Annotated in this window: 17 protein-coding genes and 1 pseudogene; 9 read left to right on the top strand and 9 right to left on the bottom strand. The window is 58.2% G+C overall.

The window, feature by feature from the left end; translation table 11 throughout:
* Positions 1 to 67: 67 nt before the first annotated feature.
* The 4 genes from G5V57_RS18155 to G5V57_RS18140 all read right to left on the bottom strand — a co-directional run bounded on the left by G5V57_RS18155 (position 68) and on the right by G5V57_RS18140 (position 4,467).
* Complete coding sequence (locus G5V57_RS18155; protein WP_165168983.1) at positions 68 to 676, bottom strand: hypothetical protein; 609 nt, start codon at positions 674 to 676, stop codon at positions 68 to 70.
* Positions 677 to 786: 110 nt separating this feature from the next.
* The gene (locus G5V57_RS18150) at positions 787 to 2,454 is read right to left on the bottom strand and encodes a DEAD/DEAH box helicase (RefSeq protein ID WP_165168982.1); all 1,668 of its coding nucleotides are present in this window, start codon (positions 2,452 to 2,454) and stop codon (positions 787 to 789) included.
* A gap of 201 nt (positions 2,455 to 2,655) precedes the next feature.
* Positions 2,656 to 4,095 (bottom strand): hypothetical protein, encoded by a 1,440-nt coding sequence (locus G5V57_RS18145; protein ID WP_165168981.1) that lies wholly within the window; start codon positions 4,093 to 4,095, stop codon positions 2,656 to 2,658.
* A gap of 21 nt (positions 4,096 to 4,116) precedes the next feature.
* The gene (locus G5V57_RS18140; RefSeq protein ID WP_165168980.1) at positions 4,117 to 4,467 is read right to left on the bottom strand and encodes a helix-turn-helix domain-containing protein; all 351 of its coding nucleotides are present in this window, start codon (positions 4,465 to 4,467) and stop codon (positions 4,117 to 4,119) included.
* Positions 4,468 to 4,652: 185 nt separating this feature from the next.
* Here G5V57_RS18140 and G5V57_RS35300 point away from each other — a divergent pair, with 185 nt between their 5' ends.
* On the top strand, positions 4,653 to 4,751 hold the full coding sequence (locus tag G5V57_RS35300) for a hypothetical protein (protein ID WP_371744540.1): 99 nt from the start codon (positions 4,653 to 4,655) through the stop codon (positions 4,749 to 4,751).
* A 357-nt stretch (positions 4,752 to 5,108) separates the two neighbouring features.
* Here G5V57_RS35300 and G5V57_RS18130 read toward each other — a convergent pair whose 3' ends face one another.
* Positions 5,109 to 5,285: a hypothetical protein gene (locus G5V57_RS18130; RefSeq protein WP_165168979.1), complete on the bottom strand. Its 177-nt coding sequence runs from the start codon at positions 5,283 to 5,285 to the stop codon at positions 5,109 to 5,111.
* A gap of 730 nt (positions 5,286 to 6,015) precedes the next feature.
* Between G5V57_RS18130 and G5V57_RS18125 the strand changes: the two are divergent.
* The 7 genes and pseudogenes from G5V57_RS18125 to G5V57_RS18095 all read left to right on the top strand — a co-directional run bounded on the left by G5V57_RS18125 (position 6,016) and on the right by G5V57_RS18095 (position 11,274).
* Positions 6,016 to 6,571 (top strand): annotated as a pseudogene (locus G5V57_RS18125) (RNA polymerase sigma factor).
* A 224-nt stretch (positions 6,572 to 6,795) separates the two neighbouring features.
* On the top strand, positions 6,796 to 7,404 hold the full coding sequence (locus G5V57_RS18120) for a thermonuclease family protein (RefSeq protein WP_165168978.1): 609 nt from the start codon (positions 6,796 to 6,798) through the stop codon (positions 7,402 to 7,404).
* A 19-nt stretch (positions 7,405 to 7,423) separates the two neighbouring features.
* The gene (locus G5V57_RS18115) at positions 7,424 to 8,614 is read left to right on the top strand and encodes a hypothetical protein (RefSeq protein WP_165168977.1); all 1,191 of its coding nucleotides are present in this window, start codon (positions 7,424 to 7,426) and stop codon (positions 8,612 to 8,614) included.
* Positions 8,615 to 8,628: 14 nt separating this feature from the next.
* Complete coding sequence (locus tag G5V57_RS18110) at positions 8,629 to 9,369, top strand: hypothetical protein (protein WP_165168976.1); 741 nt, start codon at positions 8,629 to 8,631, stop codon at positions 9,367 to 9,369.
* A 563-nt stretch (positions 9,370 to 9,932) separates the two neighbouring features.
* Positions 9,933 to 10,616 (top strand): hypothetical protein, encoded by a 684-nt coding sequence (locus tag G5V57_RS18105; RefSeq protein WP_165168975.1) that lies wholly within the window; start codon positions 9,933 to 9,935, stop codon positions 10,614 to 10,616.
* Positions 10,616 to 10,897: a hypothetical protein gene (locus G5V57_RS18100; protein ID WP_165168974.1), complete on the top strand. Its 282-nt coding sequence runs from the start codon at positions 10,616 to 10,618 to the stop codon at positions 10,895 to 10,897. Before G5V57_RS18105 ends, G5V57_RS18100 begins: the two co-directional genes overlap by 1 nt.
* Before the next feature lie 80 nt (positions 10,898 to 10,977).
* Positions 10,978 to 11,274 (top strand): hypothetical protein, encoded by a 297-nt coding sequence (locus tag G5V57_RS18095; protein WP_165168973.1) that lies wholly within the window; start codon positions 10,978 to 10,980, stop codon positions 11,272 to 11,274.
* A gap of 517 nt (positions 11,275 to 11,791) precedes the next feature.
* On the opposite strand, the gene G5V57_RS18090 is transcribed toward G5V57_RS18095, so the two are convergent.
* Positions 11,792 to 12,043, bottom strand: a complete 252-nt coding sequence (locus tag G5V57_RS18090; RefSeq protein ID WP_165168972.1) for a hypothetical protein — start codon at positions 12,041 to 12,043, stop codon at positions 11,792 to 11,794.
* A 12-nt stretch (positions 12,044 to 12,055) separates the two neighbouring features.
* On the bottom strand, positions 12,056 to 12,730 hold the full coding sequence (locus tag G5V57_RS18085; protein WP_246737281.1) for a recombinase family protein: 675 nt from the start codon (positions 12,728 to 12,730) through the stop codon (positions 12,056 to 12,058).
* Positions 12,731 to 13,069: 339 nt separating this feature from the next.
* Here G5V57_RS18085 and G5V57_RS18080 point away from each other — a divergent pair, with 339 nt between their 5' ends.
* Positions 13,070 to 13,432: a hypothetical protein gene (locus G5V57_RS18080; RefSeq protein WP_206530066.1), complete on the top strand. Its 363-nt coding sequence runs from the start codon at positions 13,070 to 13,072 to the stop codon at positions 13,430 to 13,432.
* A gap of 46 nt (positions 13,433 to 13,478) precedes the next feature.
* Here the strand turns inward: G5V57_RS18080 and G5V57_RS35295 are convergent, their stop codons facing one another.
* Positions 13,479 to 13,769 carry an HGGxSTG domain-containing protein gene (locus tag G5V57_RS35295; protein ID WP_371744829.1) on the bottom strand — a complete coding sequence of 97 codons (291 nt, stop codon included), beginning with the start codon at positions 13,767 to 13,769 and terminating at the stop codon, positions 13,479 to 13,481.
* A gap of 10 nt (positions 13,770 to 13,779) precedes the next feature.
* Positions 13,780 to 14,577 (bottom strand): hypothetical protein, encoded by a 798-nt coding sequence (locus G5V57_RS18075; RefSeq protein WP_165168970.1) that lies wholly within the window; start codon positions 14,575 to 14,577, stop codon positions 13,780 to 13,782.
* Between the last annotated feature and the right edge of the window lie 128 nt (positions 14,578 to 14,705).

Genomic DNA, 14,705 nt, shown 5'->3' with positions numbered 1-14,705 from the left:
CGATTCGCAGAATTGCGCTTCCATTGCAGCGTTGTGGACCGCGATCAGTGGCGCCGCCATCATGCTTTCAATTGCTTTGCCAAAGCCCGCTGGCAACAGCATCCACGAAATTGCGCGCCGTAGGGTCTCTCGGATCATTGGTCCGCAGCGTTACCCTGATCTTCACGAACTGATTAGCCGCACCTGTCACATAGGCAAACGTGCGTCGCGACCCCCACTGGTCGCTCACGACAAATTCAGCGCACAAGAATTCCATACCCCGCTCTGGGGAGCCTGTCCCGTATCGGTCGACAAGCTCAATCTTTCTACCTGTCAATTGCCCAAAAGCAACGACGTCTTGTGTCACCTGATTAAACTCCTCCATGACCACTTGCGATGCCGGGCCGTTGGGAATCTCGCGTTGGCTATTGCTGTACACGTAGATCGTAGCTTCACTCTCGTGACCGTGATACGTGACGGTATAGCCATATCTATGATTTTCTTTTCTATTATCTGTGACCTTCCCACGGCTGAATCCTGCGTAAGCGGAGTCTAACGCGACGCCGCCTACGGAAATGCTTTCGCCGTTCGCCTGGTCCGTCATGAGAAGTGTTCCGCATAAGACGAAAATGGTGCCGAAAAGCTTGCCGTGCTGGACGAGCCAGTTGCGCACATACTTCCAGGTGGCACCTGGCATCACCTCGTTATGCGTCCGTGTTCCTAAATTCGTTCCGCTGCCACAATATCGGCGACAGCGCAAACGCGCGGCCAGCAGATTGATAACTCGCTGTCTGGGAGTGTGTCGCCTCATTGGCCGTCAGCTCCCGTAGCCCGCACCTCTTGCACGTGCTTGCAATTTCCCCGGAACTCGAAGCCCTTGCACGTGCACTCCAGATGCCCAGCGCGTCCGAAGGTCACACGATAGATTTCGGCCGGACTGCGCGAACTGGGGAACTCCCAATAGCCATTTATTTCGATCTCGGTCTCGACAGGCGCACTTGGCCGCAGTGATCGGGTCAGCGCCTCAACGGTCGCGGCAGGCGCCGCCCCGCTACGAGCGAGCCTGACCTCCTCGAACATAGCCGGTGCAAGCGCCCGCAACCCAGCTTGAAGCTCCTCCAGGATTGAGGCATCGGGAAGCTCGTCCGCCTCGACCGCCGCGATTAGCTGCATCTTTCGTTCGAGGAGCTCGGCAATGTACCCGTCGAGCGAGTTCGCCGCCTGGAAGTATTCGACCGTAACGCTTCTAGTCTGTCCGAGGCGGTAGCATCGGTCCTCGGCCTGAGCATGATTGGCGGGCACCCAGTCCAAATCCTGGAACAGGACATGACGCGAAGCTGTGAGAGTAATGCCCACGCCGCCTGCGATGAGGTTGCACAATGCCACCTTCGCGTCCGGATCATCCTGAAAGCGATCGACCGCGGCCTGACGGGATTCCAAGCTGTCGCTGCCAGTGATAGTCACCGCCGCGTCGCCCCAGACCTTCTTGTGGCGTTCGATACCTGCTGAGTAGCAGGTGAAGACGACCACCTTCTCGCCTGCAGCGACGATGTCCCTGATCCGCTCGGCTACGGCGTCGTGCTTGGCTGCATGGAGTTGCGTCCTCACCTTGGTGAGCCGGCCTAAAAACTCCTTGTCGTTCGGCCTGGCAGGATCCGTCCTTTGATACCACGACAGGAACGTCTCGATAGCCCTCAGAACCGATGGCTTCGCGGACACATCGACCGGGATCCAGCTCCGCAACTTCGGCGGCAGGTCAAGCACTTCATCCTTGGTGCGCCGAAGCATGACCTCCTTCATCAGCAGGTTGAGCTCAGCAAGGTTCGAGGCGCCCGTCGTCACCCAGCCGAAATCGTTGCGATAGGCTTCGCAGTAGCGCTTGGCGAAAGAGAGGAAGGAGCGAGACGCAGGATGGCCGACGCAGCGCAGCAGGTTGAAGAGGTCGCGCGGCCGGTTGGTCATCGGCGTCCCGGTCAGCAGGAACACGAAGCCGGGGCCGATCAGCGGGGCGTGCTTCTCATTTTGTACCCCGAGCAGCTTGAGGCAGTCGGATGTCCTTTGGCTATTGTTCTTGATGAAGTGGGCCTCGTCCAGGATGACGCCTTCCCATCCGATCGATCGAAGCCTCTCGGCGTTCTTCCGCAGTAGGTCGTAGTTTACGATGATCCAGCGGGCACCTTCGACCGGCTGACTGTCGAATCCGATGACCTCGATGAGGGCATTGGGGAAGACCATCTTGATCTCGCGGCGCCAGTTGAGCTTCAGGGCTGCCGGGCAGACGATAAGGATAGGCCCATCGGGTGCGCCGACCTCCATTGCTGCGATTGCCTGGCGGGTCTTGCCGAGGCCCATGTCATCGCCAAGGATCGCTCGCTTCTTCGAGAGCAGGAATGCGACGCCGTCGGCCTGATGCGGGAACAGACTGACGCCTTTCAGACGATCTAGACCCTGAAGGAGGCCCTGTGTGTACATCATGGATTCCTCGTCGAACACGGGCCGTGAGCCACGCTGGGCCTACAACCGCATGCAGACTAGATAAGCTCGCGCACCGAGATATTATTACGGGGGACCGCCAATTTTCTGCGATTTAACGCCATCGGCTTGGCAGATTCAGAATGCTGGCGAGACCCGTAGACGAGGTCGATAGTCGATCCTTCCATAGCGGGAAGCCCCGGCTCACGCGACGGCTTGAAGAACGTCCACCCGCAGGTCCAGGCTAAGCCTCCTAGCGATCTCCTCCAAGACAACTTTCTTGTCAGCATTGCTGGCGTGAGTAATTACAAAATATCCATCGACATTCCGGAAGCCTCGATCTGATGGAGGCATTGACTTGCTAGCAAGTGGCAATCCACCCAGCTTGAGATTCAGAGTATGGACCCTGTCGACTCCAACCTTCCGGATGACCTCGGCAAGAACATCTGCTGCGTGCTCTCTAATGATGGGCGATCCCTTGTATATGACCTGAAGGATTGTCTTGGGACCTCTTGGTCGCTCTCGTTCCTTCAAGGTGCCTTCCAGCGAAGCGACGGTTTCCGCAACATGCTTCTGCAGCACCTTCAGCGCGTCGGCGATGTCGCCAAACTTTTCCAAGCACTGATCCAGTTGACGTTGAAGCTCGTTGCTTCTGTCAGATTCGAATTCCCTGACCGGACGGATAGAAGGGCCAATATTCACCGGCGGAAAGATTTTTCCTCCATTTTCCTCTTTGCCGCCAAAGACGGATATTACCTTCGCCAGGACAGAAGAGCCTCCGAGTGCCTTCAATTTGGGATCATAGTAGTCGAACCAGGGTATACCCGCCGACGCGTATTGCTTACGGTTCAGAGGTTGGGTGGGCGCTTCGGCGCCCGTAATCGTCTTCCAGTCCTCTGCCCTGGCAATTGTGATGAAGCACCGCGACGACGTGGTTTGATCCCAAGCGTCTATCCCGTATGGATCTTCAAAGATCTCTTGCCGCATCTTGCCGCCAGCTGCGAGTCCCATCATCGACAACGAGTTCTCAGAGATGCTTTTTTCACAAGCATCGAGGTACGAGATCACATCCCGATGGCCGAATAGTCGCTCATACACATCCGGTTTCATTGGATAGGCAATGATCTGCACGCCCCCATGCTCCGCCGCGCCGGTGATCTGCTCCTCAATCGTCACGCCCTCTCCAAGGCGGACCGCAACGAACTGCCGAATGATGCCTTTCTCCACGCAATATCCGTCGAGCCAGGGCTGCCTGGTCACCACAACGTAGTCCTGAGGATCGTCCGAAAGACCCTCTGACCACGTCGTTCCGGTCACCGCATTGATTTTGCCGGTCGCGATCTTCACGGCGAATGGATAGCTAGCGCTGCCGTGATAGTTTGCGCGGTTTGAAAAATTGATCCACATGGCTTCCGATTGCCACATGGGGATGAGAACTCCGCCACGTCTCACCAGGCGGGGCGGCAGATTTGACGCATGATCATCAACATGGGCGATGGGGAATCGTCCGAGCCCTGCTGGAAGCGGATACGTTCTGCCATCATCCGGTATTCTCAAGGTCCGCTGGAAATTCAACCGGAACTCAGCCTTCTCGTCGAGGTCAGGAAAGCGGAATACAAGGCTATTGTCTTCAAGCGTAATCATGGCCGTCCCTTCCGTTTATTCTTACCATTCTCCATCCCGCACCTCCCTAACGACGCGAAGAATTGCGTGATCAGGGGCTTGCTTCAATTCGCGCAGCAGATTGGCGAAGACTTGCGGGCGCTTGCGGATGATCTCCTGCAAATCGCTGGAAACCTTTCCCCCCATTGCAAGTAGGACATCCTGATCTTCATCCAATTCCTTTGCGATGGCCCGTATCGTCTGTTCGGATGGCGGGTCGAACTCACCCCGTTCAATCTTGCTGAGGTAGGTCGGCTGAATACCGATCCGTCCTGCCATCTTGCGCAGCGAGAAGCCTGAGTTTCTCACCTGGAGATCCTCACGGCGCTTTCGAATATAGTCACCGAAACCCATTGTGTAGTGTGTAATACTAACTACATAAAAGTGCAAGACACCTTTTAGCCATCGACGCCAAGAAGGCGCGTGCGAGACGGTCTAGGACCGACGCCGCCGCCAGGCTCAGGGGATAGCGAAGGCGAAGGCAGCCGGGGTTTCGCGCGAGGAGGGAGGACACAGAGCGGAACGCCGCCATCCTGCAGATGCTGAAGAAGGGGCAGTGCTGGAATGACATTGTTGCCGCAACCGGTTGCTCCCGATCGACGCTCAGCAAGGTAGCCAAACGCGTGGCTCAGCAATGAGTCTACTTAACCCAAAAAGAAAGTCATTTCCCGCTGTCGCGGGTCGGCAAGGACGGCGAATTTCAGATTTTGGCTGCCGGGGTAGCCCCGGACCAAACGGCCGTCCTTGAGTGGCTTGCAGAATTTCGCTCGGATGCGCCCAGACCCATCCAGGATCGCCTTGGCCCGAGGGCCGTGACCAGGGTCTAATATTGTGCCCTGGGTGTTCCGTCTAATTTGCGCCGTCCGCCAGCCACCCCAATCGGTATTGCGGACTTCCGACGCGCGCTGCTTATACAGGACCACACTAGGCCGCTTGCCCGGTATGCCGCCACCATAAGACGCGAGGGGCGGTAGTGAAGGCCGCAGGCCTGCGTCTTAGGCTCCGCCGTCCTTCTTTTTCCTCGCGGCCTCTTCCATCAGACGGTGGTTGAGCACCATCGCACGACCAAGACCCAGCATACGCAAGCGCTCGCCGGGGACATAGTCCTTCTTCATGAACCGGCAGATTTGCCGCTCATGCTCTTCGCTCAGTTCGTCCTCCGGGCCGGTCATTTTAAGACCTCCAGGCGGGACATCTTCACGAAAGCAACGCCGTGCCACACCAGCACCTCCTTTCTGATCAAACAGCCATAGGTAGTACAACTGCCGGGGACACTACAAGTCGTGGTTCCGTAGGAAGAGGTCTTCCGCACAAGCTTAACAAGAAGCAGGCATATGAAGTCGCCGCAAAACCCGCAGACCAATCCCAAGGTCACCAGCTACTGCGGCTCGATGGGGTAATAAATTCAAAGTGCTGGCTTTTAAGCCTCAATGCGCTTGTCGAACGGCAGAGGCCGCCATCTGAATTCACCAACGGCGCTGTTGGGGCTTCCGAACCCTGCCGCTGTTTGTTTCCTACGCATGGATACTGCCCTGGCATGAAATCGTAAGAATTTGGCGGGCGCTCGACTCCCCTCCCCCGCAAAACTCCTTATACAGCGCGCGTGACCTAGCGATACGCGCCCGATGAAGAGCTTACCCGGATGGGTAACGCCGTGAGGGCGGCTTTGTCTGCCCTCAAGCACAAAAAGATCGGCTGCACGGCATGAGCCGTATCCGTCGCAGGAAAGGAGTAAGCCGTGCTCGAACTTTCCCATCTACCGGGTGGCCTTGCGTGGAAGCTGCTCGCTGCCGCGCTCGTCACCGAAGCGCCGATCGGTGGATCGTGGCATGTCCGGACAGGCTGCAGAATATTTTGTCGCAACACCCCAAGAAACGTCACAACAGCGGCGTCTCACGGGCAATGACGGCGATCTTTCAGGAAGAGGGCGAGACCTCCGACCGCGAATTGATCGAATGCGCGCGTCGGGGGGGACGAGGCGGCTTTCGGCGCTCTGGTCGAACGCCACTACGATTTCGTCTATCGTGTCGCGTACCGCTGGAGCGGAAGCCGCGTTGATGCAGAGGACATTGCTCAGGAAGTCTGCGTCAGGCTCGGACGCGCGATCCGGGGCTTCAAAGGTAACGGCGCGTTGACGAGCTGGCTCTATGCCCTAACGCTGAATGCGGCGCGCGACCTGGCCCGCAGGAGCAGACGCGAAGCGGCTAAGGCGGAAGCTTATGGCGTGCTGATACGTGCCGAGCTGCATGCGGCCGACGATCGCAACGAGGCGCTCTGGGCGGCCATCCGCCAGCTCCCCGACAAACAGCGCGAGGCCGTGCTTCTGGTCTACAGCGAGGGCCTAAGCCATTCGGCGGCAGCCAAAATGATGGCTTGCGCGGAAGCAACGATTTCCTGGCACATTCACGAAGCCAAGAAACGACTGAGGCGGGCGATGCGCTCGCTTGAGGAAGTGTGATCATGGCAAAAGACGAATTCGATATCCTGAGGAGCGCCGCGGTGCCTGCGCCTCGCGCCGAGGCCAGGGCACGCGCGATCCAGGCGGCGATCGTCGCCTTCCGATCCGGAGAAATTTTCGCAGCTCCCCAAGGAAAGAGGCGCAGTCTTCATCTTAGGACACGAGCAATCAGGCTCTGGATTGGGATCATCGCGGCGCCAGCGCTTCCCGGGCTTGTTGCCCTGGTGATCGGAAGCTTCGCAATATTCCATCAACTGAATGAACGCCAGTTCGCCGTATTGCCGGCGCAGAAGACGGTACTCGACGTGCCGTTGCGAGATATGCCCGTGCTCAAGGTGCCCGAGGAAATGGAAATGCGGGTTACCTCGAAATCCCAGGGAGCCGCAATGGACGCACGCGCGCCCTCGTCGAGGATGTTATTCGCCAATCCGATGCCGATGGCCGAAGCGCCCTCGTCGAAGACGTCGGTTCCGTCAGCTGCGTCGAACATCGTCATCATCGACGGTGACACCATTGCCATCGGCCGCGAACGCATCCGGATTCTATCGATCGATACGCCAGAGACATTTCACTCCCGCTGTGAGAACGAACTCGTGCTTGGGCTCAAGGCGAAGCAGCGCCTGCGTGAGCTGCTCAACCGCGGCGAAGTCCGCATCGAGCGCGATGGGGAGGATCGATACCGTCGGACGCTCGCCAAGGTGTTCGTGGGCGATATCGATATCGGCGAAACTCTCGTCCGCGAGGGCTTCGCTCAACGCTACAAACCCGGAAGTGCGGCCAAGCTGCAGCGACTGCAAACGTGGTGTGGACCTGACGCCCGCCTCAATGGCTAGATTTGAAAGGTTTCAGATAATGACTGCTGTCACCAGTTACAGAAAGGCCCGGCGTGGCCGGCGGATGTTCAACGCCATACGCGATTCCAGGCGCGGCTGGCTCATAAACTGGAAAGCTCTCGGGGTTGCCTACATCGTCGAGGTCGCCATCATCGGATCATCGCTGGCAGCGGGCATCCAGTTTGCCAACCGCTACGCGGACGATCGACCGTCATCAATAGTGGTCGCCCAGATCGGTGGCTGGAATTTTTCCCTGTCCGGCCATTCGGAAGCATGGTGGATCGCGGTCATCGCGACCGTCGCCTTTTGTGTTGCAGAGGCAGTGCGCCTGCCTCTCGTCCACGGCTTTCGAACTGCCAACTCGTGGATCATGCGCGGCTTTCTCCTGCTCGGGATTCTGATGGCATGTGGCATCACCGTGAAGTCGATGAGCCAGGTTGCCGAGCAAATGTTCCACCCCCGTCTGCGAGAGGTTCAGAAGGCTGCGACCAGCCTTGAGATTGCGCGAGCCGAACTCAGCAAGGTCATCGCACAGCGTGACAACGCCCAAACTGCAGAAGGTCCATTCGACGAGCAGATCAAGTCGCTCGACGAACAAATCAAGAAGCTGAACGACAATCTGGATACCATCGGCCCACCGCCGCCGGCCAGAAAGATCGTGATCACCGTCAAAGTCCCGATCCACAACAAGCGTGGTAAAACTACTGGCTACCGCAAAGAGACGCGGACCAAATACGTGCCGGTGCCATGGGAGGGAAAGGCCATCGTTGAGCAGATGGAGGGGCTGCGCGGGCTGCGCGAAGAAGCCGTAACTAAACGCAACGCGGCCGGTGAGAAGACCGCCGAATTCGAACAGGCGGTTGCCGACCAGAAAGCGGTGGTCACAACCCGAGAAAGAGATCACCGTGACGCCGTTAACGACAGCCAGTTGCACTCCTTCACGGCCATGGTGTTCGGGAAGGATCCGACCAATGTGATGGACGGAGAAGTTCACTGGTTTCTGCGTCTGTTTGTCTTCTTCCCGGCGATCTTTGTCTCTGTGGCCTCGTCGCTCCTCGCGATGTCAGCTTATGAGCCAGTCCGCAAACGCGAAGAGAAAATCAACGCCACCCTCTCGATCGAAGAGAAGGATGGCACCATAGCCCAACACCTTCGCGACCTCGTCCATAACGAGGTGCACGAACGGCGCCAGCGGCTCGCGACCGTCTGAATGGAGAAATCCCAATGTATGAGAACGATATCACGCTGACGCGCAATCTGGCCCAGGAATCGGCCAACCGCGCGAACCATCTGCGTTCACTTACCACGCGCAACGTCCTATTCGGTTCGGCTGCCGTCGTGGGTGCAGTGGGGCTCGGTCTTGCGGCCATGATCTGGGCCTGGAACCAAGGCGTTGACCCCGACGCGCTCAAACAGGCGCTTGCTGACATGCCCCCGATCAAGGTCGAGACAAGCGGCCAGGTCACGATGAAAGACGGAGTCGTCGAGATGAAGGAGGGGTCGGTTGCCCTGAAACCGGGTGCTCTGGTCGGCATAGATCCGTCAGCGACAGTCGGGATCAAAGAGGGTGGAACGGTATCAGTCGAGGGCACCGTCATCCTCGAACCGGGAGCTACCGTCACGGTGTCGGACAGACCGGACGTCTCATCACAGCCAGACAAAACAGAGGACGGTGAAGCGATTAGGCGCGAGGTTACGGTCTTCTCGTCAGTTCCCTTCGCCGACGGCGAAGTGACAACCGGATGGATATACGCGAACGGCAAGGCAAAGGAGCCTTCTAACCAATACTGCTATTTTTCCCATTCAAAGGACGACGGTAGCGTCCAACGCATTGATCTCGCGCTTAACGGTACACCTCACACGAAAAACGGCCGTCTGATGCTCGGCCGCTTCAGCGAGGCCGTAAGGAAGTGCATCTGGTTGAAAGGAGGCACGGCTTCGGCAGAGGACAATCAGTCACAATGAAGGCCGAGTTGGATGTCTCTACCGCATGGATGGACGTCGTCGACCGTCCGATTAAAAGTCAGATGCACACACGCAGGACTTAAAATCCTGAGCCCACAAGGCGTCCCGGTTCGATCCCCGGAGGGGGCACAGGTGAAATTGGCAGACTCGCAGGATTTAGGTTCCTGTGGACCCGTGGGGGTTCAAGTCCCTCCGCCCGCACCCTCGACCACCCGGATGTCATGCATGTCCGGCGGCCAGAGGGTGGTAAAGCAGCTGACTCTTAATCAGCAGTCTGGGAAGCTGATTATGCCGCCAGCATGGCCGCTACGGGCGACCGCGCCTAAGACTGAATGGCGACATGTGGTACAGAAGACGATGCGGCGCATGATGGCCTGAACTGAACGTCGGAAGTCATGCGGCCAGCATCGTCGCGATGCTTTTCGACAAACATTGACGTCTCGCAGCAAGAGATTGGCGTCCAATCACAAGATGAACTCGCTTTCTTCTGCTAATTCGCGACCGCCGTTGGTTCAAATCGACTGAGCCGCCTGACGCCACCTCGACAGCGGAAATCGAAAGACATGTACATGCCCGGCAGGATAGTCACCGCCATTCTTGCAACAAGCGCCGTCGCTACCCCGGCTTGGGCACAGGACGCAGCCAGCCTGCCAGCCCAATCTCCTTGGGACGGCTTCATGATTGTGGCGGCCCTTGCCGGTCTTATCCTGCTTGTTGGCTGGCTTTCGTGCCGCGTCACTGGCCTCTTCGTCGGCGTATGCTACATCACCTCGTTCTTCTTCTTCGCGAAGGGCTATCCGGCTCAGCCGCTGAACCTAGAAGGCATGGGCATCGCAGCGGGGATGTATGTCGTCGCGCTGTTGGTGTTGCATAGGGTTCCCATGAGCCGCGCTGTGAAAATTGGGATCATCGCGCTGGCGGTTAGCAGTAGCTGGTACATGGTTCGCTCAGCCCTCTTGACCGGGTTGCAGAACACGGCTCAACGCATCCTTGACAAAGAGGCGAACAACGCGATCAAAATTGTCGGCATTGATGCGCCAAGAATGGCCTTCCTACCGTTGATCGGTCCGGCGGAATGGCAATCGTTCATGCTCGTCGGCGACAAGGATGGGAAACTGCTGGACCGACCTGAATGCCCTAGCGTCGCCGAGTATCAGTACAAAGCGGTGGGTTCGAAGTATCTGGTCCAACTCCAAACGAAAGAGCTTCGTGAGTGCTCATCTGCGATGGCGGAGGCGAGCAAATAATGCGTAAACTCATGGCCGTTGTGGTCTTCTCATTGTGCGGCGCGACAGCGGCCCATGCCGATTTCGAAGTGTGCTCGAAAAAAGCGGGCTTGCGGATCATCCAATACAGCTCGTCGGATTACCGGATTGTTCCCATTGACTTCCCGCTTCCCAACCGGGAGTGGACAATGGAGGACGTTGAGAAATTCGACCGTGCATCGAAGCCCCTCAGGGATGGGGAAGACCTGCCCAACGGCGGCTACAAATTGGACGGCTACATTTACAAGCCCTGCCACCACTAGGAGCCGCACCGCGAGCCTCGACCCCGTGCACTGGTGGCTAAGGCGCCAGGAGCCAAGAAGAAGAAAGGAGACCCCCAACCATGAAGAAGCCTAAACCTTTGGTGATCGGGCCGCCCTGGCAATTGATCGACGCGCCGACCCCCGCCATGCTGAAAGCCTTGGAGCCCACCCGCCTGGCCGTGGCCGACTTCATGACCCAGTTTGACGATCCGTCCGGGCCGCTCGCCATCTGGATCACCTACCATGCTTTTGAGAGCCAGCGTTTCGAGACGGCGCTCAACGAGATCATGGAGCGCCCCGACAAGGCCCGCGAGATCGCCCAGGCGGCCCTTGATCTGACCCCCGAGATCGACCCACCCGCCGGCCCGCGCCACTGAGGAGGTCCGACATGAAGACGGGCGACCGCGCCTAGGCTTCCGAGACTGAATGGCGACATATGGTACAGAAGACGATGCGGCGCATGATGGCCTGAACTGAATTTCGGGGCTTTATCAGGGGAACGTCGGAGATCATGCGGCCGGATCGCCGCGACGCTCTTGGGGTCGGCGTGCGGGCTGCGCACGGTCATCGTTGCAGCCCTGAACCGCGCGTCTGCCGAGCCGTCACTAAAATAGTGGGAAATAGAGCACAACGCGGCGGGACCTGGTTGGATCTTCTCGACCCGCTCTCATTTGCCGTCCTCAGCGGCTGCCTTGCGGGCTGCTCGCAACTTATCTTGGAGCGCCCGCCTTTGCCTTTTGGGCAAAATTTTCGGGCCTGGAGGTAGCTTGCGGGCCGCCGCCACCTCCTTCTTCAATTCGGCCCTCTCCCTCTGTGCACGCTTTTTCGAGAACCAACTTGATCCAGGTCCAATCACAGTATGACCACCGGGATAGTGCCCTTTCTTGGACATCGTCATCTCCAAAGGGTACCCGTCGGGGTGAACAGGCCGAAGCCTTTCATCAGCCGCCTCTTTCTCTCAGCCACTTGGTGAGTGCGGCCAACACCAGCCATTATCAGGAACAGCGAGCCGCCAAACAAGAACAGCACATAGGCTGAGATGAATGCATTGACGCCGTTGCTTGTGATGAAGCCCATGGTTCTGTCTGCGGTGCTGGCGATGGCTTCGCCTATCGATCCGATGTCGATGTTAATGATGTCACTCATTTGCATTCCTCATCATGCCACCAGCATAGCCGCCACCGATTTCGGGTTAAAGGCTTTGCCGCGCTCGTTCACATGCCCCTGAGCCGCCAGCTCGGCCGAGATCGCCCGAAGACTCATCCGGCCCGCCTTCGTCTTACGCCGCAACCGCTTCGCTGCCTCGACCACATCGGGCCGCAGCTCCGCAAGGCTCTTGCGCCCCTCGCACTTGCCGGCGGTCTCACGCTTCCGCTTCCTAGCGGCAGCGAGCTTGGCAACTGTTGAGGCCTTGTCGAATTGTGCGATGGCTCCGAGCACCTGGCGCACGAGCACAGCAGTTGGCGTGTCCTCAACGAAGAAATCTGGTGCGGTGGCGGGGATCAACGCAATGCCCATGCCCTTAAGCATGTCGTGACCCGCGAGCTGCACCGCCAGGTCACGCGCAAAACGATCGGGGCTTTCGACCAGGATCGTCTTTGCCCCGTTGGAGGCGACGCGGCCGAGCATTTCCATGAAGCCTTTGCGCTCCGTCACCGGATCCGCGCCGGACACTGCAGCATCGTAGTACTCACCGACGATCTCGAAGCCATTGGCTTTGGCGAAGGCTTCGATGGCGACCCGCTGCCGCTTGTCGCTGTCTTTGTCGGCTCCGACATTCGCGGCGCTCGAGGTCCGAAGATAGGCCACAGCCTTTTGGATTTCCTTCGCCATTACCATTTCCTCCAAAGCCTTTAGTCGGCGTTCTGTAACTTATTCTCAAGAAAAAGTAACACAACTTGATAATCCTTGCAATGCTGGAAATAGTTGTTGCCAATGATTGGCATACATTTTACCAATTATGGCGTAATAGCTGGCTAAAAGTACCCATCATGCCTAATAAAGCTATCGTGGTTTTCACTTTTAAGTCTCGCGATCATATACTCCTGGTTGGAGGTACCGCCTCTTGGGTCCTTAATAGACCCCATGCCCGAACGTATGAGTATGCGGTATGCACCCGCAACGCTCGGTCCCCCCCACACGGAAGGCTCTGAACCGCATGGATCGGCATTCTTGGTGGGACGCATTCAGGATATTGTTCCAGTCACACCTCAGATCGATCCAAATCCCGAGGCAGCCGGTCGTTTTCAGATCGCCTTTTCTGACTATGCTGAGGTGGATATTCCGCATGTCTGGGAGGGGCGTAATCCGGTGAGATACACTACGCTCGAAGAACTCGGCATCGATGTGCAGAAGCTAGATTTTAAGCCCATGCCACCCAGCTTGCCACCCTCTCAAGGAGATAACCAAAGCCATCACCAATCCGAACGCGGGGAACAGAAACCGCTCCGGTTGACCATTGCGGAGGCGAAGCAGGGCCTTTCAAATACCTACGGCGTTCCACCCGAGGCTGTCGAAATCACAATACGCGGGTAGGGTAGCAGGATTCCAAGCGCAAGTATGGTTAACCGTGCCCTTCGGGTCAAATGCTGCGCCGGCACATGTCTACGAGGATTCGGATCCGCCGCTTGGTCTCTGCGTTTCGCTTTCGCTCCGCAATCGCGGCCTTGCTCCGCCGGCCATGCTTCGTGCTCGCGCGCCGGATGCGCTCGATACCTTCCGCGGTCCTTGGGCCGGTGGATTTGCCGCCGTGGATGCTGCAGCGGCCGTTCCGCATCGCTGGCTGACGGCACAATTCTGACCGCTTACGTCTCTTGGCGCCACAGCGTTTGATCTTCCGTAGGTCGAACGAAGGATTTCCGTTCAACAGCATCCCGAGCCCGCTAGCCATAGGGTCTCCCGCCAATTCCATCATTTGGCCCCTCTGCGTTTGAGCCCCCCTTACCCCTGTCGCTGCCCGTGATCCTGCCGGCAACGACGGCCTGCCCGCCGGCGCCGACGTTAACGTATTGATGCTGAACAACGACATGTTGCTTTCCGCCTCTGCGCAGCTGTGCGAGCGCCACGAGGCCATCGTTGAATGCCTGCATCATTCGGGCAGAGGCATTGCAGAGACGCGCCGCTTCGCAGTTGTGTTCCCGCATTTGCTCCACGCGTCTCGGATCATGTGTAGGCACGCCTAGGTTATCGGGACACTCAGACATCCCCGCCCCATTGTGGATGTGCCACATAGCGGCGCCGTTCAACGTCATGGCTGCTCTATGAGCCGCCGCAACCTGATGCGCCAGCATGCGCTCGAGGTTGTTACTGGCCTTGATCGTCTCGGCAGTGTCGAGCGCTATCTCCAGGCAGCCGGCTTTCTCGGCCTGGCGCAAGCGTTCCAGTGTAGCCGCGGAACTGACAAGGTTCGGACTCCGCACCGTGTCGACCGTCTCCCTGTCGTGCATATCGACGAGAGACAAAGGGTTGAGGGGTGCCTCGCCTCCCACGGTTGCAACCGGGTCGGAATAGATAATCGGAGTATGCGCCTCAGCTTCAGCGCGCTCCGCCTGTCGGCGAATCGTGGAGCTGAGAGGATCACCGTATTTTGCCATGACCGAGGCTTCCCGATGGAGGGCCGCGGCCTCGAGAGTCTTACTCGCGACATGCGAACGTTGCCGCACAGGTTTGAGTGCCATCATGCCTCCCATCCGGTTGGCGGCTGCAGGCCATGCGCCACCAGCACTTCGACTACGCGGCGTCTCGCACTCGGTCGATGCCTCAGATGATCGATCTGTAACGCCAATCGCAGCGTTATGGCTAAGCTAGA

The organism is Nordella sp. HKS 07 (assembly GCF_011046735.1).
Taxonomy (GTDB): Bacteria; Pseudomonadota; Alphaproteobacteria; order Rhizobiales; family Aestuariivirgaceae; genus Taklimakanibacter.
The sequence above is the reverse complement of the archived record's forward strand: the minus strand, read 5'-3'. Positions and strand labels throughout refer to the sequence as shown.